Raw genomic sequence first — 22,670 nt, 5'->3', positions numbered from 1 at the left:
CTCGTCGAGGCGTTCCTGCGGATGGTCAACGAGCGATAGAGACCGGCAAAATAAGATGTGGCCCGGCCGTGAGGCCGGGCCACATTCAATTTCCCTCGGTGCTTCTCTACCGACGGGGGGAACAGTAGAGAAGCTCAAGGGGCGAGCCTGGCGGCCTTTCGGCCGCGAGGCCCGGTCGAGGTTTGGAGTGCTCCCTCCCTACGTCGACGTGGATACATAACCAGACTTGTTCCTGGCTGTCACGTCTATGTCGCTTTTCTACCGGATCTGTGACCTGGTGTTAGCAACGTGTGGATCGGTCACTGCCCGGCCGGGATCTCCACGGTGCCGTTCGCCGAGGTCGAGTCGGCGGCCTTGCGGAGCATCGCGCCGAGGTCGACGCCGGTCGTGGTCTTGAGCATGTTGAGGGTCTGGATGACGTTGTCGTTGACCTGCTTCGGGATGGCGCCGGCCCCCTCGGTGGAGAGGACGGTGAGGTTGTCGATGGCGCTGATCGGCGCGGCGACCTCCCTGGCGACCTGGGGCAGGACCTCGATGAGCATCTGCAGCACGGCGGCGTCGTTGTAGGACGCGAACGCCGCGGCGCGCTTGTCCATCGCCTCGGCCTCGGCGTGACCGACGGCCAGGGTGGCGGCAGCGCTCGCCTCGCCCTCGGCCCGGGTGGCCTCGGCACCGGCCAGACGCAGCGACTTCTGCGCGTCACCGCGCTTGGCGCCCTCGATGGCCTCGGCCTCGGCCAGCGCGGCACGGCGGGCCTTCTCGGCCTCACCGGAGAGTCGGGCCTGCTCGGCGTCGGCCTCGGCCGCGGCGATGGTGGCCGCCTTGCGAGCCTCTGCGGCGGCGATCTCGGAGTTGCGGCGACCCTCCGCCTCCTGCTCGACGCGGTAGCGCTCCGCGTCGGCGGGCTTGCGCACCTGCGTCTCGAGCTGCCGCTCGGTCAGCGCGGCCTGGCGTACGGCGACCTTCTCCTGCTCGGTGAGGATGGCCTGGTCGCGGTCGGCCTGCGCCAGCGGGCCGGAGGCGGCGGCGTTGGCCGCGGCCGCGTCGGTCTCGGCCTTGATCTCGGCCTGCTTGAGCGCGAGCGCGCGCTGGGCGACCGCGATCTCCTCCTCGGCCTTGATCCTGGCCTGCTCGGCGGCACGACGGGCCTCGGCCTCGGCGATCGAGGCGGCCTGGGTGATGCGGGCGGCCTCGGGGCGGCCGAGGTTGGCGAGGTAGGAGCCGTCGTCAGTGACGTCCTGGATCTGGAAGGTGTCCAGGATCAGGCCCTGGCCGGTGAGCGACGACTCGGACTCGTCGGCGACCCGCTGGGCGAACGCGGCCCGGTCACGGATGATCTGCTCGACGGTCAGGCCACCGACGATCGAGCGCAGCGCACCGGCGAGCACCTCCTGGGTGAAGGGCTCGATCTCCTGCTGCTGGGAGAGGAAGCGCTGTGCGGACAGCCGGATCTGGTCGGCGTTGCCGCCGACCTTCACGATCGCGACACCCTCGAGGTTGAGCTTGATTCCCTGCCCGGAGACCGCACCGCGGATCTGGACCGAGATCCGGCGCGAGGAGAGGTCCATGGTCGCCAGCTTCTGGACGAACGGCACGACGAAGACGCCGCCGCCGAGCACGACCTTCTGGCCGGACAGGTCGGTGGTGAGCTGGCCGGTCTCGGGGTTGAGAACCGCCTTGCCCTTGCGGCCGGTGACGATGAAGGCCTGGTTGGGACCGGCGACCTTGTAGCGGCTGGTGACCAGCAGCAGAAGCAGGATGAGAAGTACGACAAGGCCGGCGATCGGCACCAGCAGTTCCATGAGGATTCCTTCAGTCAGGAGGTGATCTCGCGCCACGTCGGCGCGACGGTGACTGCCGTCGGTGAGAGGACTCCGGTCACGTGCACGGCGGTGCCGGGCGTGATCGCCTCGTCGGTGTCGGGCGCCTTGGCGTTGTAAGTCACCGTGTGGCCCCCGAGGGCGACCCGCACCACGCCGAACCCGTCCGCCGGGATCGTGGTGATCACGGCAGCGTCCAGGCCGACGGCGGCCTCTCCGGAGGGCGCCGCGTCGGTGTGCTCCTCCTTCAGCAGGCGAGTCAGCCACAACGCGAACCAGGCGAAGAGGGCTCCGAAGGCGGAGCCGATCAGGATGGAGGGCAGCAGGCCGAGGTCCAGCGGCCCGTGGGCGATGGCGCCACCGAACCCGAACGCCGACACGAACCCGGCCAGCGCGGCCGTGGAGAACCAGTCGCTCGCCAGCCAGTCCAGCAGGCCGCCGAGGAAGCCGTCGAGGAGGTCGCCGATCACCAGCGACACCAGCAGGAGGCCCAACCCGACGGCTCCGATGATCAGGAACGTCGTCACGCCAAACCTTTCGGCAGAGTCTCCACACTGAGCAGCAGTCTAAGGCGGACCTTATCCGCCTCTGATGCTGCCTGTCCGCGCTTTGATCGGCCTAGTCGAAGGTCCAGAGCAGAAGCTCGGTCGGTACGCCTGCGCTGACCGTGATTTCCGGCGGCAGATCATCGCCGGCGGTGACCTCGAAGGCGTCGCCGGCGGTGAGCGGCTCGGCCATCCCGCTGCGCAGGAGGGCGCCGGAGGCGACGTGGAGATGGCGGAGTCTGGCCTCCGGGAGGGTGATCTCGGCAGCGCCGTCGGTGCCGACGTGGCCGACCCGCAGCGTTCCCTGGTCCAGGCGGACCGCCTCGGCCCACTCGCCCTCGACCGCGGCGACGTCGTGGACGGCGTACGCCGGCGCGCCGGTGCTGCCGGCGATCCAGACCTGGATGAACCGGGTGCTGGCGGCCGAGGCGAACTCGGAGTGATCGACACCGTCGCCGGTGGTGAAGACGCCGACCTGGCCGGGGGCGACGGTCCCGGTGGCGCCGGTCGAGTCGGTGTGGGTCACCTCGCCGGACAGCGGCCAGGTCACGATCGTGACGCCGGCGTGGTGATGGGTCTCGAAGCCCTCACCGTTGCGCAGCAGGTGCTCGTCGTAGGCCACGATCGGGCCGAAGCCGACGCGCTCGGGGTCGTAGTGGGAACCGAATGAGTAGGTGTGCCAGGTAATTTTTCCTGGCCGGAGGCCGGGAGGTCGTTCCGTGAATCGGGCGTTTCCTCGGCGGATCTGGGCAGTCACAGTCATGATTGTGCCGTGGCGTTTCCCAAGTTCCCGACTGGCTTCGTGTTCGGCACTGCAGACGCCACCCGGCCGGGGGGCGAGCAGGATGTTGCGCTGCTTCAACGTCTCGGTGCGCCGGGATACCGGTTCGCGGTCTCCTGGCGTGAGCTTCAGCCGGGTGGGCGCGGTGCCTTCGATCCCGATGCCCGCGCTCGTTACGACCGCCTGGTCGACGAGCTGCTCGAGGCCGGGCTGCGCCCGTCGGCCACGCTCTACGCCGGCGAGCTGCCGGAGCCGCTGGCCGCCGACGGTGGCTGGCTCAACCGCGCCACGGTCGACGCGTTCGGCGATTACGCCGAGACGGTCGCGGACCTGATCGGCGACCGAATCCCGGAGTGGGTGCCGGTCCAGGACCCCAACGTGGCCGGCTACCTCGGCTACGGGCTCGGCACGATCGCGCCCGGGCGCCGCGCGGGCTGGGGAGTCGTCGCGGCGATGCACCACCTGCTCCTCGCCCACGGACGCGGTGTGCAGGTGCTGCGCGCCGCCGGGGCCGAGTCGGTCGGGTGCGCCAACCACCACGAGCCGATCTGGCCGCTCTCGGAGGATCCCGCCGACGTCGGCGCGGCCAAGCTCATCGACCTGGCCTGGAACGCGGTGCCTCTCGAGGCGATGCTGATGGGCCGCTACCCCCGCGACATCGCCGGTCTCGCCGACGAGGTCACGATGCCGGGCGACATGGCCGTGATCCGTTCACCCCTCGACTTCTACGGGGTCAACTTCTTCGCGCCGCAGCGCATCGGCGCCTCCGCCGAGGGCGACGACATCCCGTTCCGGATGGTGCCGCTCGTCGGCTACCCCGCCACCGACACCGGCTGGGGCGTGGTGCCCACCGCCCTGCGGGAGTGGCTGATCATCACCCGCTCCCGCTATCGCGCCGCGATGCCGCCGATCGTGGTGACCGAGTGCGGTGCTGCGTACGACGCTCCTATGGTCGACGGCGAGGTCGACGACCAGGCCCGGATCGACTACCTCGAGGCACACCTGGAGGCGGTCTCGGCCGCGATCGAGCGCGGCGTCGACGTACGCGGCTTCTACGCCTACACCCTGCTCGACCGTGACGGTTGGGAAGCGCCGTTCACCGGCAAGGACTGGGAGGACGGCGTGGGCGGGAAGTACGGCCTGGTGCACGTCGACGCTGCCGGCGTGCGTACGCCCAAACGCTCCTTCGACTGGTACGCCGACATGGTCGCCGCCCACGCCGAAGGCGCCCCGACCGGCTGACTAGAAGGCGAGCTTCTCGCCGATCGCCTTGATCGCGTCCATGTCGCCCGGGTGCGGCACCCAGGGGAGCGTGAGCGAGTCCTTGGACTTGTCGGTGTAGCGCGGGATCACGTGGAAGTGCAGGTGGAACACCGTCTGCCACGCGGCCGGCCCGCAGTTGCTGAGTACGTTGACCCCGTCCGCCTGCAGCACGTCGACCGCCCGCTTCGCGACCGCCTGGGCGGTCTTGGCGGTCGCGGCGAAGACCGCCGGGTCGGCCTCCAGGACGTCCTTGGTGTGCGTCTTCGGCACCACCACCGTGTGGCCTTCGGCCGCCGGGGCGATGTCGGAGAAGGCGTACGTCTCCTCGTCCTCGTAGACCTTCGTCGAGGGGATGTTGCCCGCGACGATGTTGCAGAACAGGCAGTCGGGATCGCTCATGCGGGACAGGCTACAAGCCCGCGGCGACCTCGGTGCCCTGCCTGATCGCACGCTTCGCGTCGAGCTCGGCGGCGACGTCGGCGCCGCCGATCAGGTGCCAGTTCTCCCGCTCGGTCCACAGGTCGCGCACCGACTCCTGGCCCGCGCAGAGGATCACGTGGTCGACCTCGAGCGTGCGGGGCTCGCCGTCGACGGCGTAGTGGAGGGTGAGGGAGTCGTCCCCGGCCTCGATCTTGTCGTACGTCGCACCCCGGACCTGCTTGACGCCGTCCTGCTTCAGGTGGGCGCGGTGGGCCCAGCCGGAGGTCTTGCCGAGGCCGATGCCGATCGGAGTGGCCTTGCGCTGCAGCAGGGTCACCTGGCGAGCCGGTGCCTCCAGGACCGGCCTGGTCAGACCGCCGCGGAAGGTCGCCGGATCGCCGACGCCCCAACGGGCCTTCCACTCCTCGAGGGTCTCGGGCTGGTGGGTCAGCCAGGCGGACACGTCGACGCCGATGCCGCCGGCGCCGATCACCGCGACGCGGCGGCCCGGGACGACCCGGCCGGCGAGCACGTCGGCGTACGTCACGACCCGGTCGTCCTCGGAGCCGGCGATCTGCGGGAGCCGCGGCGTGACGCCGGTGGAGACGATGACGTGGTCGAAGGGCTCCAGGTCGGCGGTGGCGGCCTCGGTGTCGAGACGTACCTCGACACCCAGCACCTCCAGGCGCCGGGTGAAGTAGCGCAGGGTGTCCTTGAAGTCCTCCTTGCCGGGCACCGCCATCGCGAGACGGAACTGGCCTCCGACCTGCGAGGACTTCTCGAACAGGGTCACCGCGAAGCCCCGCTCGGCGGCCGAGGTGGCGGCCGCGAGGCCGGCCGGTCCGGCGCCGACGACGGCCACGGTCTGCTTGAGCTTCGTCGGCCTGAGCACAAGCGTCGTCTCGCGCGCCGCGCGTGGGTTGACCAGGCAGGAGGCGGCCTTGTTGGAGAAGGCGTGGTCCAGGCAGGCCTGGTTGCAGGCGATGCATGTGTTGATCTCGTCGGTGCGGCCCTCGGCGGTCTTCTTGGCGAACTCGGGGTCGGCCAGCAGCGGCCGGGCCATCGAGACCAGGTCGGCCTTGCCCTCGGCGATCGCCCCGTCGGCGAGCTCGGGGGTGTTGATCCGGTTGGAGGCGCAGACCGGGATCGACACCTCGGCCTTGAGGCGGGCGGTCATGTCGAGCCACGCACCACGCGGGACCTGGGTGATGATGGTTGGCACCCGCGCCTCGTGCCAGCCGATGCCGGTGTTGAAGACCGAGACGCCGGCGTCCTGGAGCGCATAGGCGAGCTCGATCGTCTCCTCCCAGGTCTGACCGTCCTCGACCAGGTCGAGGATCGAGAGCCGGAAGATGATCGGGAAGTCGTCACCGACCAGCTCGCGAGAGCGCCGCACGATCTCCACCGGGAACCGCATCCGGTTGGTCGCGGTGCCACCCCAGCGGTCCTCGCGCTGGTTGGTCCGCTCGGCGAGGAACTGGTTGATCAGGTAGCCCTCCGACCCCATGATCTCGACCGCGTCGTAGCCCGCCTTCTTCGCCAGCGAGATGCTCTTGGCAAAGTCGTTCACGGTCGCGTCCACGGCCTTGTCGGAGAGGGCCGCGGGCTTGAACGGGTTGATCGGCGCCTGGACGGCCGAGGCGCTGACCGAGAACGGCGTGTAGGCATAGCGACCCGCATGCAGCACCTGCATCGCGATCGCGCCGCCCTCCTCGTGCACCGCGCCGGTGACCCGGCGGTGCTGGGCGGCGTGCAGCCGGGAGCTCATCTCGCTCGCGAACGGCTTGAGCCAGCCGCGCTTGTTCGGGGCGTAGCCGCCGGTGATGATCAGCCCGGTGCCGCCGCGTGCCCGCTCGGCGAAGTAGGCCGCCAGCTTCGGGATGTCCCACGCGTGGTCCTCGAGGCCGGTGTGCATCGACCCCATCACCACCCGGTTGCGCAGCGTGAGCGACCCGATGGTGATCGGTGAGAGCAGGGATTCGTACGCCATGGCCGTATGCTACTCATGAGTAATAAGAAGTGGCCAGTGCGTGTTCCCCTACGATTCCGAACATGCCGATTCCGCACATGCGTACTCGCCTTACTGCCCTTGTCGTCGCTCCGCTCGCTCTCACCGCGGCGCTGACCGCCTGCGGAGGCGAGAGCGACACCAGCGCCGGGGGCGGCGCACCGGCCTCCTGCGAGGCCGCCGACCTGCCGCTGAAGCAGGACGGCAAGCTGACTGTCGGCACCGACTCCCCGGCGTACGAACCGTGGTTCTCCGAGAACGACCCCAGCAACGGCAAGGGCTTCGAGTCGGCGGTCGCCTACGCCGTCGCCGAGCAGCTCGGGTTCGCGAAGGACGACGTCGTCTGGGTCAAGCAGGCGTTCAACACCTCCTACACGCCGGGCGAGAAGAAGTTCGACTTCGACATCAACCAGATCTCGATCACGCCCGAGCGGGCGAACGTCGTCGACTTCTCGCAGGGCTACTACACGGCCTCGCAGGCGGTCGTGACGATGGAGGATGGTGCCGCTGCGGCGGGGTCGCTGGCCGACCTGAAGGACCTCAAGCTCGGCGCCCAGACCGCGACCACGTCACTCACCGCGATCCGCGAGGACGTGCAGCCGACCACTGACCCGCTGGTCTTCGACACCAGCGACCAGGCCAAGCAGGCGCTGCTCAACGGTCAGGTCGACGCGCTCGTCTTCGACCTGCCGACCGCGTTCTACATCACCGCGGCCGAGATCGAGGGCAGCACGATCACCGGGCAGTTCGAGAGCAGCGAGAAGCCGGAGGAGTTCGGCCTGCTGACCGAGAAGGACAGCGGCTTGGCGCCCTGTCTCGACGAGGCGCTGACCGCGCTCGAGGAGGACGGAACCCTCGCCGCGCTCGAGAAGGAGTGGCTGTCGGATGTCGTCTCCGTGCCCATCTTGAAATGACGCAGTCTGAAGTGACCAGTCAGAAGGTGGCCTGGGAACCCAGCGAGCGGGAGCTCGAAAGACAGGCCGTACGTCGCCGGCTGCGGTTCCAGCAGAGCGCCATCGCCACGGTGGTGACCGCCGTCGTCGCGGTCGGGCTGGTGCTGCTGGTCCTCTCCTCGCCCGGGTGGGACCAGGTCCGGGACTACTTCCTGAGCTGGTCGCATGCGCGCGAGTCGTTCGCGGCGATCGCGGAGGGGTTCTGGATCAACATCCGGATCTTCCTGGTCGCCGAGCCGTGCGTACTCATCCTCGGCGCCCTCGTCGCCATCGCCCGCCAGACGACCTCACCGTGGCTGGCGCCGCTGCGGCTCCTGGCGACCGGGTACACCGACCTCTTCCGCGGGGTGCCGTCGATCCTGGTCGTCGTCATCTGCGGCATCGGCATCCCTGCGCTGGGGCTGTCAGGGGTGACCAGCTCGCTGTTCTGGCTGACCACGTTCGCCCTGGTGCTCTGCTACGGCGCCTACGTCGCCGAGGTCTTCCGTGCCGGGATCCTGGCGATCCATCCGACTCAGGTCGCCTCGGCCGACGCTCTGGCGTTGACCCACACGCAGACGATGCGCTTCGTGGTCCTTCCGCAGGCCGTACGCCGCGTCGTACCGCCGCTCATGAACGACCTCGTCTCGCTGCAGAAGGACACCGCGCTGATCTCGGCGGTGGGTGTCTTCGAGGCGCTCCGGGCGGCCCAGGACTACCAGGGCTACAACTTCAACGGCACGCCGTTGCTGGTCGCCGCTGCGTACTTCCTCATCGTCGCGGTCCCGCTCACCCGGCTCACCGACTGGCTGATGCGGCGACAGATCGAGAAGGAGCAGGGCCGATGACTGGGTACGGGTTGCTCGAGGCCAAGGGGCTGCGTAAGGCCTATCGGGGGAAGGTCGTCCTGGACGACCTCGACCTGTCCGTCGTCGAGCACGACGTGGTCTGCCTGATCGGTGCGTCGGGGTCGGGGAAGTCGACCCTGCTGCGCTGCCTGAACCTGCTCGCGACGATCGACGACGGGGTCATCACCTTCGACGGCCGGGAGATCTCCGACCCGCTAGTCGACCCGCGCTCGGTTCGCCGCGAGATCGGGATGGTCTTCCAGGCCTACAACCTCTTCCCGCATCTGTCCGTGCTCGACAACTGCACGCTGGCGCAGGTGCGCGTGCACGGCGTTCCCGCAGGTGAGGCTGCCGATCGCGCCCGGGAGTTGCTGGCCCGGTTCGGCCTCGCCGACAAGGCCGATGCCCATCCCGACGCCCTCTCCGGAGGTCAGCAGCAGCGGGTCGCACTGGTGCGCGCGATGTGCACGCGGCCGCGCGTGCTGCTCCTGGACGAGATCACCGCCGCCCTCGACCCCGAGCTCGTCGGCGAGGTGCTGGAGATCGTCCGCGCCGAGGCGGAGGCGGGCACGACCCTGGTGCTCGCCACTCACGAGATGTCCTTCGCCCGCGAGGTCGCCACCAAGGTCTGTTTCCTGGACGGTGGGCGTGTGCTGGAGCAGGGTCCGCCGGAGCAGCTCTTTGGTGACCCCGTCGAGGAGCGGACCCGCGCCTTCCTCGCCCGGGTCCGTTCCTGAGCCCAACGTCGATGCGTGTTCCTTTTACAAGACGATGACGCCTTGTGAAGCATTCACAAAGCGTCATCGTCTTGTAAAAGGAGCGGATCTGGGTTCTGGCGGGAGACCCACCCAGGCGGTATCCACAGGCTTTTCCACAGGGTCTTGATTTCGGGTCGCGCGGGACGACATCGGTTCATAGCGTCCCTGCGTATGGCGGGCACTAGACGAATCACGACGCGCGAGGCGATACGTCGGATCTGCGAGCTGCACATGATCGGGAAGGTCGAGGCGAACAGGGTCTTGGCCGCCGGCCTCGCCGGCCCCGGGCGGAAGATGGGCAGCGCGATCTTCTATGACGAGCGCAGGCTCGCTGCGTTGCTGGCGCGGCCGCGATGCACGGACCAGACGTTGGATGCGGTCCGGCCGCTCATCGTCAGGCTTGGTCGCGATCGCAAGCTGAATCTCTCACAGACCTGGGAGGAGCAGGCCGAGATCGTGCGACGCAACTGGTATGTGCCGCTCCTCCTCGGCTCCGTGCTGGACCGATGGGGCTGCCTGGACGGCCGCCGGTTCCCGCTGGTCGCGACGGTCGCCAGCTGGGTGGTGTTCGGTGCGGAGGTCACCGGCCACACCTACGACGAAGGCGCTCCGCAGGCGGCGAACCGCAGCACGCCGCCACGTACGTTCCGGGTCGAACCGCCGGGCGACTGGTTCGAGCCGATGAAGGAGACCTGGTTGCCTCTCGAGCACGGACCGGCGGTGACGGCCTGGGGTGCGCCGACGAACGGTCCGTTGCGTGAGGTCGACTGGCTCAGGGTCGATGCAGACAAGCAGAAGGAACGGCTCGAGTACGAGATGTGGCTCCGATCCGCTCCGGTCCTGCGCGACGTGGCGCAGGTCGGCCTGACCGATACCGACGCCATCCTTCGGGCCTGGGACCAAGATGCCCCGCCTCATCCGGAGATCGGACGAGACGGGGCAGCGTAGGGCTGTTCCGCTCCAGGCGGCTCAGACAGCAGCCGGGGCCGGGAAGGTCGGGTACTCGACACCGGAGATCGACTGCACGGTGCGGACGACCTGGCAGGAGTAGCCGAACTCGTTGTCGTACCAGACGTAGAGGATGGCAGAGTCGCCGTCGACGATGGTCGCGTTGCCGTCGACGATCGAGGCGGCGCGCGAGCCGATGAAGTCGGAGGAGACCGCGTCGCGGGCGGTGGTGAAGTCCACCTGGCGACGAAGCTCGCCGGTGAGCGAGGCCTCGCGGAGGTAGTCGACGACCTCTTCCTTCGAGGTTTCGCTCTTGAGCGAGAGCGACAGGATCGCGATCGAGACATCCGGGGTGGGGATGCGGATCGAGTTGCCGGTGATCTTCGCCTTCAGGTCCGGGAGCGCCTTGGCGACGGCGGAGGCGGCACCGGTCTCGGTGAGCACCAGGTTGAGCGGTGCGGAGCGGCCGCGACGGTCGGCCTTGTGGTAGTTGTCCAGCAGGTTCTGGTCGTTGGTGAACGAGTGCACCGTCTCGACGTGACCGCGGACGATGCCGAAGCGGTCCTCCATCAGCTTCAGCGGCGGCACGATCGCGTTGGTCGTGCAGGAGGCGCAGGAGATCACGGACTCGTCGCCGGTGAGGGTCTGGTGGTTGACGCCGTGGACGATGTTGGGGACGTCGCCCTTGCCCGGCGCGGTCAGCAGGACCTTCTTGACGCCCGGACGCAGGTGCTGCGAGAGGCCCTCACGGTCACGCCACTTGCCGGTGTTGTCGATGAGGATGGCGTCCTTGATGCCGTACGCCGTGTAGTCGACCGTCGTCGGGTCGTTGGAGTAGATGAACTGGATCGGGTTGCCGTTGGCGATGATCACGCCGTTCTTCTCGTCCACCGTGATGGTGCCGGCGAACTGGCCGTGGATCGAGTCGCGGCGCAGCAGCGAGGCGCGCTTGATGAGGTCGTCCTCGCCGCCCTTGCGGACGACGACGGCCTTCAGCCGCAGACCGTGGCGCGAGCCGGCCTTCTCGACGAGGAGGCGGGCGACGAGCCGGCCGATCCGGCCGAAGCCGTAGAGGACGACGTCCTGGCCGCCGTTGCGCTCGAGCTTGTTCTCGCCCGTGGCACCGGACAGCTTCTCGGCGACGAAGTCGTCGACGGAGAGGCCACGCTCGTCCTCGGCGTACTGGACCGCGAGCAGGCCCAGGTCGATCTTCGAGGGACCGAGGTCGAGCTTGGCGACCGCCTGGAGCAGCGGGAACGTCTCGGTGACCGAGAGCTCCTCGCCCTCGATCTGGCGCGCGAAGCGGTGCGCCTTGAGGATCGAGATGTCGGACTTGCTCACCAGCGACCGGCTGTGGACCAGGATGGTGACATCCTTCTCGCGGTAGAGCTTGCCGATGATCGGGATCATCGTCTCCGCGAGCTCCTCGCGGTGCTGCCAGTCGTTGAAGGTCTCGTCGGTGTCGCTCACAGCTCAACTTTCGGTTGCTCGGGAAGAAGGGACGGCACACCCCGCCAGGCTCGATTATCGGCGTGACGAGACCCCCGGCCACCTTGATCGATCCAACCTTGGACACGGTGTGACCGGGGTCTCTCCGACCCCTCCGAGCCGCCCTTCAGAACGAGCTGACCGAGCCGTCAGGGAGTCGCGGTCGCGGTCGGATCCTCGACGGGATCCTCGGTCGGCTCGACCGTCGCGGTCTCGGTCGGCTCGGCCGTCGGGGTCTCGGTGGCCGGGTCGGTGGCCGGGTCGCTGGGGGCCGGCGCGCTCGCGTCCGGTGACTCCGAAGGCGCCGCGTCACCGGTGGCCGTACCGCTGCTGGGGGCGATCTCGCCGTCGCCCTCCGCGCCCTCGTCGTCGGGTTCCTCGTTCCGGCCGGGACCCGTCCCGGTGTCGACCGAGCCGCCGACCGGCGTCGTCGGCGCCGTGCTGCTCTCGCCGGTGCTCGGCTCGGTCGACGGCGTCACCTCGCCGACCTTCGGTGTCTCGTCCTGGCCGGGCAGGAGGCCGGGGTTGGCGGCGACGGCCACGCCGGCCGAGACCAGGACCACGGCCGCCGCAGCCAGGACCGCGACCTTCCAACGTCGGCCGGAAGGCTGGGCAGGCTCAGCGAACGTAGGCGCCATCGTCGGCAGGTCGGCGGTATTGGAAGAAGCCGCGGCGGGGTGCGGGGCACGAGCGATCCCACCCGTGGCGAGCGCCGGCGACAGCGTGCCGATGCTGGTCTCCTCCTCCGAGGTGACCGGGGCCGGCAGCAGGGTCCAGTCGCCGTTGGTGGCCAGGATGTCCGCGGCGGAGGGGCGTTCGGTCGGGTTCTCGGCCAGGCAGGCGGCGACCAGCGGGCGCAGGTAGACGGGGCAGAGGCTCAGGTTGGGCGACTCGCCCTTGAGGAGATGTCCCATCGAGCCGATCTCGCCACTGAACGGCCAGCGGCCGGTGGCGGCGACGAAGGCGACCAGGCCCAGTGCCCAGATGTCGACGGCGCTGGAGAAGGTGCCGGTCTGGACCTGCTCGGGCGCCTGGTAGCCGTAGGTGCCGACCGCCTTGCCGGTCTGGGTCAGCGCGGTGCCGTCGACGGAGCGGGCGATGCCCATGTCGATCACGCACGGGTCGGTGGCGCCATAGAGGATGTTGCCCGGCTTGATGTCGCGGTGGACCAGCCCGGCAGCGTGCACCGCGGCGAGGGCCTCGGCGACGCCGGCGACCAGCTGGCGTACGTCGATCTCGGGCAGGCGCTGGCCGGAGCCGATCAGCTTGTTCAGCGGCGGGTCGGCGACGTACTCGCTCGCCATCCAGGGCTGCTCGGCATCGGGGTCGGCGTCGAGCACCCTCGCGGTGAACCGGCTCTCGACCCGCTTGGCTGCCTGGATCTCCCGCTCGAACCGGGCGCGAAACCCCGGGTCGGAGGTGAGCTCGGGAAGGATCGCCTTCACCGCCGCCTGCATCCCGTACGCATCCTCGCCCAGATAGACGACGCCCATGCCACCGTGGCCGAGGCGGCCGGTGAGCACGTACGGACCCATCTCGCGGGGATCGTTCGCCATCAGCGGGCTCACAGAGGTGGCCTGGGGGGCGGACTGGGGGGATGTGGGGATTTCCCGAGACAACTTCTCTGCTCCTGTGCACCGGCGAGTGTGTCTCGGAGCGTATCGGACTCGGCTCCGCGATCAGGTCACGCCGGGCGGAGCGTTCCGGACTCTGGGAGGCTGGACTTTGGAAGGATGGCCGTCATGACTGAATCTGTGACGTTGGGCCAGGGCACCGGTCCCCTCCGCGGGGTCAAGGTCGTCGAGCTGGCGGGGATCGGGCCGGGGCCGCACGCCTGCACGCTCCTCGCGGACATGGGTGCGGATGTGATCCGGGTCGACCGGCCGGGCGGCAACGTGCTCGGCGGTGGTGCCGGCGACCTGCTCACCCGCGGCCGCCCGAGCATCGCGCTGGACCTCAAGAACCCGGACGCCGTCGAGACCGTCCTGCGCCTGGTGGAGACCGCCGACGTGCTCATCGAGGGGCTGCGGCCCGGCGTCACCGACCGCCTCGGCCTGGGCCCGGACGTGTGTCTGGAGCGCAACCCGCGCCTCGTCTACGGCCGGATGACCGGCTGGGGCCAGGACGGCCCGCTGGCCCAGTCCGCCGGCCATGACCTCACCTACATCGCCACCACCGGCGTACTCAACGGGCTCGGCCAGGACCGGGCCCGTCCGCACTTCCCGCTCAACCTGCTCGGCGACTTCGGGGGCGGATCGACCTACCTGGTGATGGGCATCCTGGCCGCGCTCGTCGAGGCCAAGACCACCGGCCAGGGGCAGGTCGTCGACGCCGCGATCGTGGACGGCACCGCCCACCTCGCCACGATGATCTCCGGGATGCTCGCCTCCGGCACCTGGCACGAGCAGCGGCAGAGCAACCTGCTCGACGGCGCGATGCCGTTCTACTCGCTCTACGACACTGCCGACGGTCGACAGGTCGCGGTCGGTGCGCTGGAGGGCAAGTTCTTCGCCGAGATGGTCACCCGTCTCGGGCTCGACGGGGTCTGCCCGGGGCAGTACGAGATGGAGCGCTACGACGAGATGCGCGACCTCTTCGCCAAGACCTTCGCGTCCAAGACGATGGCCGAGTGGGCCGAGCTCTTCGAGGGCACCGACGCCTGCGTCGCCCCCGTCCTCACCCCCTCCGAGGCTGCCGTCCATCCGCACCTGCAGGCCCGCCAGACGTACGTCACCCACCACGGTGTCACCCAGCCCGCCCCGGCTCCGCGGTTCAGCCGAACCACCTCCACCCTGGGTGCGGGACCGGCCGCCAGCGCGGGTCAGCACACCCGCGAGGCCCTCGCCGCCTGGGGCATCGAGGACGCCGACGCGCTGATCGAGAAGGGCGCCGCGTTCCAGGACTGAGGACGCAGAAACGGCGCGGCGTACGACCCGAAGGTCATACGCCGCGCCGTTCTATGTGACGCGGGTTGGCTCAGTCCTTGTGGACCAGAGCGGCAGCGCGGCGACGCAGGACCACGACGAGCGCGGTGCCGGCAGCGGCAGCGCCGGCGAGCATGGCCAGCAGCGGCCACATCGCGGGTACGGCGGAGTCGCTCTCGCCGGCGAGACCGGCGTCGATGTTGGTCGGGACGTCGGAGTCGGTGACCGGTGCCTCGGAGGACTCCTCGTCAGCGGGCTCGGTCTCGTCGGAGACCGGGGTGGCCTCGGTCGGCGTCTCGGAGGGCTCCTCGGTCGGGGTCTCGGACGGGGACTCCGAAGGCGACTCGGAGGGGGACGGCGAGGGGGACTCGGTCTCCGTGACGCAGTTCTCGAACCAGAAGACCTTGGACTTGGTGTCGTTGCCCTTGCTGCCCGGGGTGTGGACAGTGACCTTCACGTGGTAGCCCTGCTGGGCGTGCGCGACACCGGTCGAGTGGAGGGTGTAGGTCTCGCGGCCGTCGAAGCCGTCGTCGGTGCCGGCGCCGGAGGCGGCGTCGTCGCCGACGAAGACCTCGAGCTCACCGTCGACGTCGAGCTCGCCGTCGAGGGTCGGAGCCTGCAGCTCGAAGGAGACCTTCGAGACGATGTCGACACCCTCGTCGAAGCCGTACCACTCGATGTCGAACTTGCATCCCTGGTGGGGGTCGTTCTCCGGCGTGGTGTCGGGCGCGTCGTCGGGAGCGAGGTACTCCTCGATCTTGACGGTGCCGTTGTTGCCGGCCGGGTCGCCGGTCGCGAACGCCGGGGCGGCTGAGAGCCCGGCAAGGGTGACGCCGGCGACGATCGCGCCGGCGCGTACGAAACTCAACACTCGAAAACCTTTCGAAGACCATCTGACCGCACCATGCGGTCCGCATGCAGCCTCAGCCACCGAAAGCGATGGGTGAGGTGACCCCGAAATCGCTGTGGATGCTTCGCCGCCCCCACAGCTGCAGCTCGCAGCGTAGTGACCCCTCGCGCGGCTGTGGTACCCGGGTGGCAATTGTTTGCTGTGCCGTTGACCAGCAGTGGAGATCCAAATTGCTTGCAAAAGTTTGCGGGACAGGGTGTCGCAAACACGTACTCCCGGGTAACCTGGCCCACATGCATGTCGACGTACTGATCATCGGTGCCGGCGTCTCCGGCATCGGAGCGGCCGCACAGCTCCGTGAGCGCCTTCCTGGAAAAACGCTCGCGATCCTCGAGCAGCGTGATTCCAGTGGCGGCACCTGGGACCTCTTCCGCTATCCGGGAATCCGGTCCGACTCCGACATGTTCACCTTCGCCTTCAAGTGGCGGCCGTGGGAGAGCGCGCAGGCACTCGCCGACGGTCACCAGATCCGTGACTACCTGCGCCGGACGGCGAAGGACTACGGCGTCGACAAGCTGATCCACTACGGGCACAAGGTCACCGGTGCCGCGTGGAGCACCGAGGACAAGCAGTGGACGGTCTCCGTCGAGACCGCCGACGGCCCGACCGAGATCACCGCCGGCTTCCTGTGGAACTGCTCGGGCTACTACGACTACGCCAACGGCTACCAGCCGGAGTTCGCCGGTCTCGACGACTACGAGGGCACCTTCGTCCACCCGCAGCACTGGCCCGAGGACCTCGACTACGCGGGCAAGAAGGTCGTCATCATCGGCTCCGGCGCGACCGCCGTCACCCTCCTGCCCAACCTGGCGGGCGAGGGCAGCGACCGGGCCGAGAAGGTGACGATGCTGCAGCGCACGCCGACGTACATCCTCTCCCGCCCGGGTCAGGACGCGATCGCCTCGCTGCTGAAGACCGCGCCGTTCAGGCTGCTCGGCAAGCTCCCCTTCAAGCGCGTGCGCGAGAAGATCGGCCACGAGACCGTTCGCTGGGAGAACATCGCCCTCACCGTCGGCACCTACCAGATCGCCCGCCGGGCGCCCGGCGTCGTCAAGAAGGTGATCCGCGACCAGTGGATCAACGGCCTCACCGCCCGCGGCGGCCGTCCTGGCATGACCAAGGACGAGGCGATCGCGTACGTCGACAAGCACTTCAACCCGCCCTACAACCCGTGGGACCAGCGCATCTGCTTCGTCCCCGACGGCGACATGATGAAGTCGATCCGCGAGGGGTACGCCGCAGTGGTGACCGACCGGATCAAGACGTTCGTGCCGAAGGGCATCGAGCTCGAGTCGGGCGAGACCCTCGAGGCCGACATCGTCATCTCCGCCACCGGCCTCAACCTCAGGCTCTTCGGCGGCCTCGACTACACCGTCGACGGTGAGCCGGTCAGCCTGCCCGAGCAGATGGCCTACAAGGGCCTGATGATCACCGGGATCCCGAACTTCGCCTACACCATCGGCTACACCAACGCCTCCTGGACGCTCAAGGCCGACCTGGTCACCGACTACGTGATCCGGCTGCTCGACTTCATGGGGGAGAACGGCTACGACGTCGCCGCGGTCACCCGCGACCCGAGCGTCGAGGAGCGGCCGTTCATGGACCTGGCCTCCGGCTACATCCAGCGCTCGCTGGACATCATGCCGAAGGCCGGTGACCGGGCGCCGTGGACCGCGAAGCAGAACTACCTCGTGGACATGAAGGCGCTCGGGTCGCCGGTCGCCGACGGTGTGATCCGGTTCGCCTGAGCCCTTTCTGCGCCGGGTCTGTGATTACTGTGACAGGCATTCCAGACTCGGCGTGAAGTACGTGGGACTACGATGGTCCCACCATGGATGGCAGGGCAGTTCGCTGGAAGCGTCACAACGATGACCGACGAAAGCGCATCGTCGATGCCGCGATCGGTCTGATCGAGACCGACGGCGTCAACGTCAGCCTGCAGGCGATCGGCCAGGCAGCGGGGCTCTCCCGCTCGGTGGTCTACCGCCATTTCGCCGACCGGCGTGAGCTCGACCTCGCCATCCAGGCCGACATCCTCGACGGTCTGTGGGCCAAGCTCTTCCCGGCGATGGAGCTGACCGGATCGATCCGGCAGATCATCTCCCGCACCGTGGGGGCGTACGTCAACTGGGCGCTCGAGCACCCGCTCCTGCACCAGGTGGCCGATGTCGACACCGCGCCGAACGGCACCGGTCCGCTGCAGCAGGGCCTCGACCGGATCGCGGAGCGGATCAAGGAGCTGATCCTGGCCGCGTTCGAGCTGACCGGCGTGGAGGTCTCCGAGATCGACAAGAAGGCCGTCGACCCGCTGATCTACGGCCTGATCGGGATGGTCTTCGGTGCCGTACGCCGCTGGGTCCACCTCGGCGAGGGCATCCCCGACGCCGAGCATCTGACCTCGGTCGTCACCGAGGCCGTCCTGGCCATGATCGACACCCGCACCACGGCGTACGGGCTCACGATCGACCACGACCAGCCGCTCGAGGAGCTCCTCGGCTGATCGAGCTCAGCCGGGCAGGGTCAGGTCCGCCGGCACCACGCGACCCAGTGCGGCACGGCACGCGATGATCCCCGGGGAGTCGGCGATCGCGGTCCGGGTCGCGGTGAAGACCGTACGCCGGGGCAAACCCGGCAGATCGATGAGCCGCACCGCCGTCCGATGGCGTACGCGCATCAGGTCGGAGAGGAGGGCGACGGCGTTGCCGGACTCCACGAGCGCGACGTGGGCCTCGACGTCGTCGGTCTCGTAGCGGACCTCGGGCTCGAAGCCTGCCCGGCGGCACTGCTCCTCGATCCAGTGGCGGGACGCCGTGCCCGGCGGCTCCATCGCCCACGGGACGTGACCCGCGTCGGCCAGCGAGGTGATGCCGTCCCAGATCTCTCCGGAGCCTTCGGGCGGGACCGCGAGCCGGAGCCGGTCGGTGGTGAGCGGCTGCCGGTCGAGACCGTCGAAGTGCGGTGCGCCGTGGTCGGGATAGTGCTCGGCGACCACCAGGTCGAGCTCGCGCAGGGCGAGGTCGTTGAGCGCCTGCTCGGGCGCGCGTTGGGACAGCATGACCCGCAGCCGAGGATGGCGCCGGGTCAGGTCGGCGAGAGCCTGCGGCATGTAGGCGAGAGCCACGGACTGGAAGACGGCGACCCGGACCGTGCCGGCGGTCTCGTCACCGAGCGAGGTGACCGCGGCCTCGGCCGCCTCGAGCCGCGCCAGGATCTCGGTCGTGTGCTCGACGAGGACCTCGGCCGCGGCGGTGAGCTGGACCCGCCGGCCCGCCTTGCGCAGCAGCGGCACCCCGACCTCCCGCTCGAGCTGGCCGAGCTGCTGGGAGACCGACGACGGGCTCTGATGGAGGGCCTCGGCGACCTCGGCGAGGGTCCCGCGCGCGGCGAGCTCGGCGAGCAGGCGGAGGCGGCGGACATCCAGCATCGGAACCTTCTGTCGAAGCGGAGCCAGAGACCAACAGTTCAGTTTCTCTTACGAATGATCTCCAGGAAACATCGCTTTATCTTACGTGACTCTGGTCGCATACTCGGCACTATGACCACCAATGACGCGCTCATCTCCGAGGTCGACCACCTCGTTCGCGGCTGGCTGGCGAAGGCTTCGACCAAGCCCGCCGCCCCGGCCGCACAGCGCCTCGCCGACGTACTCAAAGATCCCGCCGGACTCGACTTCACCGTCGGCTTCGTCGACCGGGTGATCCGGCCCGAGGACGTACGCGTGGCCGCGGCCAGCCTCCGTGAGCTGGCCGGCAACGTACCTTCGTTCCTGCCCTGGCACCTGAAGCTGGGCGTGAAGCTCGGCGCGCTGATGTCGCTGGTCGCGCCGTGGTTCGTCATTCCGGTGGCGCGCCGTGCGCTGCGGCAGATGGTGGGGCACCTGCTGATCGACGCCTCCGACGCGCGGCTCGGTAAGCAGATCGAGCGGATCCGCGAGCGCGGCGTCAACCTGAACATCAACCTCCTCGGCGAGGCCGTCCTCGGGCAGAAGGAGGCCGACCGTCGCCTGGCCGGGATCCGCAAGCTGCTCGCGCGCGACGACGTCGACTACGTCTCGGTGAAGGTCTCCTCGCCGGTCGCGCCGCACGCGGTCTGGGCGTACGACGAAGCGGTCACGCATGTGGTCGAGCGGCTCCTCCCGCTCTACACCTACGCGGCGACGTCCTCGGCAGCCGGGACGAAGAAGTTCATCAACCTGGACATGGAGGAGTACCGCGACCTCGACATGACCATCGACGTCTTCACGCGGCTCCTCGACCGGCCCGAGCTGGCCGACCTGGAGGCGGGCATCGTCCTGCAGGCCTACCTGCCCGACGCCATGTCGGCGATGATGCGGCTCCAGGAGTGGTCGGCTGCTCGGCGTGCGCGTGGGGGCGCGCCGATCAAGGTGCGGCTCGTCAAGGGCGCCAACCTGCCGATGGAGCACGTCGAGGCATCGCTGCACGGCTGGCCGGTCGCGACCTGGTCGACCAAGCAGGACTCCGACACCAACTACAAGCGGGTGCTGTCCTGGGCGCTGACGCCCGAGCGGATGGCCAACGTGCGCGTCGGCGTCGCCGGTCACAACCTGTTCGACGTGGCGTACGCCTGGATCCTGGCTGGTCAGCGCGGGGTTCGCGACTCGGTCGAGTTCGAGATGCTGCTGGGTATGGCCGAGGGCCAGGCCGAGGCGGTCCGCGAGACCGTGGGTGGCCTGCTGCTCTACGTGCCGGTCGTGCACCCGAAGGACTTCGACGTCGCGATCGCCTATCTCGTGCGTCGTCTCGAGGAGGGCGCCAGCACCGAGAACTTCATGTCGGCCGTCTTCGACCTCAACTCCTCCGAGGAGCTCTACAAGCGGGAGAAGGAGCGGTTCGTACGCTCCCTCGCAGCTGTCGACGACTCCGTGCCGGCGCCCAACCGGACCCAGGACCGCCGTACGCCGGTCGCGGATGACGTCCAGACCGTGTTCGAGAACACCCCCGACACCGACCCGCACCTGCCGGGCAACCGGGAGTGGGGCAAGGCGATCATCGCCCGGGTGGGCTCCTCGACGCTGGGTGACCAGCTCGTCGCCGACCACACGCTGACCTCGGTGGAGGCAGTGGAGTCGGTGCTCGAGGGTGCCGTCGGCGCTCAGGCCGACTGGGGCCGCAAGACCGGAGCCGAGCGGGCCGCCGTGCTGCGGGCCGCAGCGGTCGAGGTCGAGCGGCGCCGGGCCGAGTGGCTCGAGGTGGGCGCCTCCGAATGTGGCAAGACGCTCGACCAGGGTGACCCCGAGGTCTCCGAGGCGATCGACTTCCTCAACTACTACGCGACCCTGGCCGAGGAGCTCGACGCGGTCGACGGTGCGCACCAGGTGCCCGTACGCCTCACCCTGGTCACCCCGCCCTGGAACTTCCCGCTCGCCATCCCCACCGGCGGCGTCGCGGCGGCGCTCGCGGCCGGGTCGGCCGTGGTGATCAAGCCGGCTCCGCAGGCTCAGCGCTGCGGCTCGGTGCTGGTCGAGACCCTGTGGGCCGCGGGAGTGCCGAAGGAGGTGCTGCGGCTGGTCCACGTGCCGGAGAACGAGGTCGGTCGCGCGCTGATCGCCTCCCCGCTGGTCGACCGGCTGGTGCTGACCGGCGCGTTCGACACCGCCGAGCTCTTCCGCTCGTTCCGCCCGGACCTGCCGCTGCTGGCCGAGACCTCCGGCAAGAACTCGCTGGTGGTCACCCCGGACGCCGATCTCGACCTGGCCGTCAAGGACCTCGTCTACTCCGCCTTCGGTCACGCCGGGCAGAAGTGCTCGGCCGCGTCGCTGGGCATCCTGGTCGGCTCCGTGGCGACCTCGCGTCGCTTCCGCGACCAGCTGATCGACGCGGTGACCTCGCTTCGCGTGGGTTATCCGACGGACCCGACGGTGCAGGTCGGCCCGGTCATCGAGCCGGCCTCCGGCAAGCTGCTCAAGGCGCTTACGACGCTCGCGCCGGGTGAGACGTGGCTGGTGAAGCCGCGCCAGCTCGACGACACCGGCCGGCTCTGGTCGCCGGGTGTGAAGACCGGCGTCAAGCGTGGCTCCGAGTTCCACCTGACCGAGTACTTCGGTCCCGTCCTCGGCCTGATCTCGGCCTCCTCGCTCGACGAGGCTCTCGAGATCCAGAACGAGGTGGACTACGGCCTCACCGCCGGCATCCACAGCCTCGACCGCGCCGAGATCTCACACTGGCTCGACTCCGTCGAGGCCGGCAACGCCTACGTCAACCGCGGCATCACCGGCGCGATCGTGCGCCGTCAGCCGTTCGGTGGCTGGAAGAAGTCCGCAGTGGGGGCCGGGACGAAGGCCGGCGGGCCCAACTACCTGGTCGGCCTCAGCGACTGGGTCTCGGCTCCCGCCACCGAGCTCGCGACGCCGGCTCCTGCCGTACGGTCGCTCGTCGACTGGGCCGCCCGGCTGCAGCTGGACGAGATCGACATGCTCAAGCGTGGAGCCGGGTCCGACGCTCTCGCCTGGGAGCGCGAGTTCGGCGCCGCCCGGGACGTCTCGCGACTGACCGCCGAGGTCAACGTGCTGCGCTACTCGCCGGTGCCGGTCACCATCCGGTACGAGGGTGGTGCGGTCGAAGCGGAGCCCGAGACGATGACTCCGATCGCTCACCTGCTGCGCGTTCTCGCCGCCGGTGTCGCCGCCGGGGCGCCGGTCACGGTGTCGGTCGCCACGGCACTGGACGACGAGACCGCCTCGCTGGTCCGCGCGACCGGTGCGACGTATGTCGTCGAGGACGAGGCCGCGTGGGCGGCGTTCCTCTCCGGGCCGTACGCGCCCAGCCGCGTACGTCTCCTGGGTGGGTCGCGCGAAGCCTTCGCGGAAGCGAGCCAGGGCCGCGTCGACGTCGCGCTCTACGCCCAGCCCGTCGTCGAGGCCGGCCGGGTCGAGCTGCTCACCTTCCTGCGTGAGCAGGCCGTGTCGATCACCGCTCACCGCTTCGGCTCCCCGACCCCGCTGGTGGAGAACCTCTTCTGACCCGTGCACGCCGAGTCGGCTCGTTCTGACACAGATCGGCGCCGAG

18 protein-coding genes are annotated in these 22,670 nt (G+C 69.3%); 9 read left to right on the top strand and 9 right to left on the bottom strand.

The window, feature by feature from the left end; translation table 11 throughout:
- Nucleotides 1–299: 299 nt before the first annotated feature.
- The 3 genes from ACFX43_RS05465 to ACFX43_RS05455 all read right to left on the bottom strand — a co-directional run bounded on the left by ACFX43_RS05465 (nt 300) and on the right by ACFX43_RS05455 (nt 3,122).
- Complete coding sequence (locus ACFX43_RS05465) at nt 300–1,802, bottom strand: flotillin family protein (protein ID WP_378817933.1); 1,503 nt, start codon at nt 1,800–1,802, stop codon at nt 300–302.
- A gap of 14 nt (nt 1,803–1,816) precedes the next feature.
- Nucleotides 1,817–2,347: a hypothetical protein gene (locus ACFX43_RS05460; RefSeq protein WP_378817931.1), complete on the bottom strand. Its 531-nt coding sequence runs from the start codon at nt 2,345–2,347 to the stop codon at nt 1,817–1,819.
- A 91-nt stretch (nt 2,348–2,438) separates the two neighbouring features.
- Entirely contained in the window at nt 2,439–3,122 is a 684-nt protein-coding gene (locus tag ACFX43_RS05455; RefSeq protein ID WP_378817928.1) for a pirin family protein, read from the bottom strand.
- Between the two features lie 15 nt (nt 3,123–3,137).
- On the opposite strand from ACFX43_RS05455, the gene ACFX43_RS05450 reads away from it, so the two are divergent.
- The gene (locus ACFX43_RS05450) at nt 3,138–4,388 is read left to right on the top strand and encodes a glycoside hydrolase family 1 protein (RefSeq protein WP_378817925.1); all 1,251 of its coding nucleotides are present in this window, start codon (nt 3,138–3,140) and stop codon (nt 4,386–4,388) included.
- Here the strand turns inward: ACFX43_RS05450 and ACFX43_RS05445 are convergent, their stop codons facing one another.
- Nucleotides 4,389–4,808 (bottom strand): HIT family protein, encoded by a 420-nt coding sequence (locus ACFX43_RS05445; RefSeq protein WP_378817922.1) that lies wholly within the window; start codon nt 4,806–4,808, stop codon nt 4,389–4,391.
- Between the two features lie 10 nt (nt 4,809–4,818).
- Nucleotides 4,819–6,819, bottom strand: a complete 2,001-nt coding sequence (locus ACFX43_RS05440; RefSeq protein ID WP_378817919.1) for an NADPH-dependent 2,4-dienoyl-CoA reductase — start codon at nt 6,817–6,819, stop codon at nt 4,819–4,821.
- 62 nt (nt 6,820–6,881) lie between these two features.
- Here ACFX43_RS05440 and ACFX43_RS05435 point away from each other — a divergent pair, with 62 nt between their 5' ends.
- The 4 genes from ACFX43_RS05435 (at nt 6,882) to ACFX43_RS05420 (ending at nt 10,323) form a co-directional block, all read left to right on the top strand.
- Nucleotides 6,882–7,751, top strand: a complete 870-nt coding sequence (locus ACFX43_RS05435; protein ID WP_378817916.1) for a transporter substrate-binding domain-containing protein — start codon at nt 6,882–6,884, stop codon at nt 7,749–7,751.
- A gap of 11 nt (nt 7,752–7,762) precedes the next feature.
- Entirely contained in the window at nt 7,763–8,617 is an 855-nt protein-coding gene (locus ACFX43_RS05430) for an amino acid ABC transporter permease (protein WP_378817914.1), read from the top strand.
- Nucleotides 8,614–9,354, top strand: a complete 741-nt coding sequence (locus ACFX43_RS05425) for an amino acid ABC transporter ATP-binding protein (RefSeq protein ID WP_378817912.1) — start codon at nt 8,614–8,616, stop codon at nt 9,352–9,354. Before ACFX43_RS05430 ends, ACFX43_RS05425 begins: the two co-directional genes overlap by 4 nt.
- 192 nt (nt 9,355–9,546) lie before the next feature.
- Nucleotides 9,547–10,323, top strand: a complete 777-nt coding sequence (locus ACFX43_RS05420) for a hypothetical protein (RefSeq protein WP_378817910.1) — start codon at nt 9,547–9,549, stop codon at nt 10,321–10,323.
- A 21-nt stretch (nt 10,324–10,344) separates the two neighbouring features.
- Here ACFX43_RS05420 and ACFX43_RS05415 read toward each other — a convergent pair whose 3' ends face one another.
- A complete protein-coding gene (locus ACFX43_RS05415) occupies nt 10,345–11,793 on the bottom strand; it encodes a glyceraldehyde-3-phosphate dehydrogenase (RefSeq protein WP_378817907.1) in 1,449 nt (482 codons plus the stop codon).
- A gap of 167 nt (nt 11,794–11,960) precedes the next feature.
- Entirely contained in the window at nt 11,961–13,367 is a 1,407-nt protein-coding gene (locus ACFX43_RS05410; RefSeq protein WP_378817905.1) for a protein kinase, read from the bottom strand.
- A 186-nt stretch (nt 13,368–13,553) separates the two neighbouring features.
- Here ACFX43_RS05410 and ACFX43_RS05405 point away from each other — a divergent pair, with 186 nt between their 5' ends.
- Nucleotides 13,554–14,717, top strand: a complete 1,164-nt coding sequence (locus ACFX43_RS05405) for a CaiB/BaiF CoA transferase family protein (RefSeq protein WP_378817902.1) — start codon at nt 13,554–13,556, stop codon at nt 14,715–14,717.
- Nucleotides 14,718–14,787: 70 nt separating this feature from the next.
- Here the strand turns inward: ACFX43_RS05405 and ACFX43_RS05400 are convergent, their stop codons facing one another.
- Nucleotides 14,788–15,603, bottom strand: a complete 816-nt coding sequence (locus ACFX43_RS05400) for a hypothetical protein (RefSeq protein WP_378817900.1) — start codon at nt 15,601–15,603, stop codon at nt 14,788–14,790.
- Between the two features lie 275 nt (nt 15,604–15,878).
- Here ACFX43_RS05400 and ACFX43_RS05395 point away from each other — a divergent pair, with 275 nt between their 5' ends.
- Nucleotides 15,879–17,393, top strand: coding sequence for a flavin-containing monooxygenase (locus tag ACFX43_RS05395; protein WP_378817897.1), 1,515 nt, complete (start codon nt 15,879–15,881; stop codon nt 17,391–17,393).
- A gap of 83 nt (nt 17,394–17,476) precedes the next feature.
- Nucleotides 17,477–18,145: a TetR/AcrR family transcriptional regulator gene (locus ACFX43_RS05390; RefSeq protein WP_378817894.1), complete on the top strand. Its 669-nt coding sequence runs from the start codon at nt 17,477–17,479 to the stop codon at nt 18,143–18,145.
- 6 nt (nt 18,146–18,151) lie between these two features.
- Here the strand turns inward: ACFX43_RS05390 and ACFX43_RS05385 are convergent, their stop codons facing one another.
- Entirely contained in the window at nt 18,152–19,069 is a 918-nt protein-coding gene (locus tag ACFX43_RS05385; RefSeq protein ID WP_378817892.1) for a LysR family transcriptional regulator, read from the bottom strand.
- A gap of 111 nt (nt 19,070–19,180) precedes the next feature.
- On the opposite strand from ACFX43_RS05385, the gene ACFX43_RS05380 reads away from it, so the two are divergent.
- Nucleotides 19,181–22,624, top strand: a complete 3,444-nt coding sequence (locus ACFX43_RS05380; RefSeq protein ID WP_378817890.1) for a bifunctional proline dehydrogenase/L-glutamate gamma-semialdehyde dehydrogenase — start codon at nt 19,181–19,183, stop codon at nt 22,622–22,624.
- Nucleotides 22,625–22,670 lie beyond the last annotated feature (46 nt).

Source organism: Nocardioides sp. YIM B13467 (assembly GCF_042788075.1).
Classification (GTDB): domain Bacteria; phylum Actinomycetota; class Actinomycetes; order Propionibacteriales; family Nocardioidaceae; genus Nocardioides.
This window is presented reverse-complemented; position numbering and strand designations above follow the sequence as displayed.

Bases quoted from the DNA above. Each gene is read 5' to 3' on its own strand.
- ACFX43_RS05440 (WP_378817919.1), bottom strand. From the start codon at position 6,819: ATGGCGTACGAATCCCTGCTCTCACCGATCACCATCGGGTCGCTCACG.
- ACFX43_RS05420 (WP_378817910.1), top strand. From the start codon at position 9,547: ATGGCGGGCACTAGACGAATCACGACGCGCGAGGCGATACGTCGGATC.
- ACFX43_RS05465 (WP_378817933.1), bottom strand. From the start codon at position 1,802: ATGGAACTGCTGGTGCCGATCGCCGGCCTTGTCGTACTTCTCATCCTG.
- ACFX43_RS05385 (WP_378817892.1), bottom strand. From the start codon at position 19,069: ATGCTGGATGTCCGCCGCCTCCGCCTGCTCGCCGAGCTCGCCGCGCGC.
- ACFX43_RS05405 (WP_378817902.1), top strand. From the start codon at position 13,554: ATGACTGAATCTGTGACGTTGGGCCAGGGCACCGGTCCCCTCCGCGGG.
- ACFX43_RS05425 (WP_378817912.1), top strand. From the start codon at position 8,614: ATGACTGGGTACGGGTTGCTCGAGGCCAAGGGGCTGCGTAAGGCCTAT.
- ACFX43_RS05435 (WP_378817916.1), top strand. From the start codon at position 6,882: ATGCCGATTCCGCACATGCGTACTCGCCTTACTGCCCTTGTCGTCGCT.
- ACFX43_RS05410 (WP_378817905.1), bottom strand. From the start codon at position 13,367: ATGGCGAACGATCCCCGCGAGATGGGTCCGTACGTGCTCACCGGCCGC.
- ACFX43_RS05390 (WP_378817894.1), top strand. From the start codon at position 17,477: ATGGATGGCAGGGCAGTTCGCTGGAAGCGTCACAACGATGACCGACGA.
- ACFX43_RS05445 (WP_378817922.1), bottom strand. From the start codon at position 4,808: ATGAGCGATCCCGACTGCCTGTTCTGCAACATCGTCGCGGGCAACATC.
- ACFX43_RS05380 (WP_378817890.1), top strand. From the start codon at position 19,181: ATGACCACCAATGACGCGCTCATCTCCGAGGTCGACCACCTCGTTCGC.
- ACFX43_RS05395 (WP_378817897.1), top strand. From the start codon at position 15,879: ATGCATGTCGACGTACTGATCATCGGTGCCGGCGTCTCCGGCATCGGA.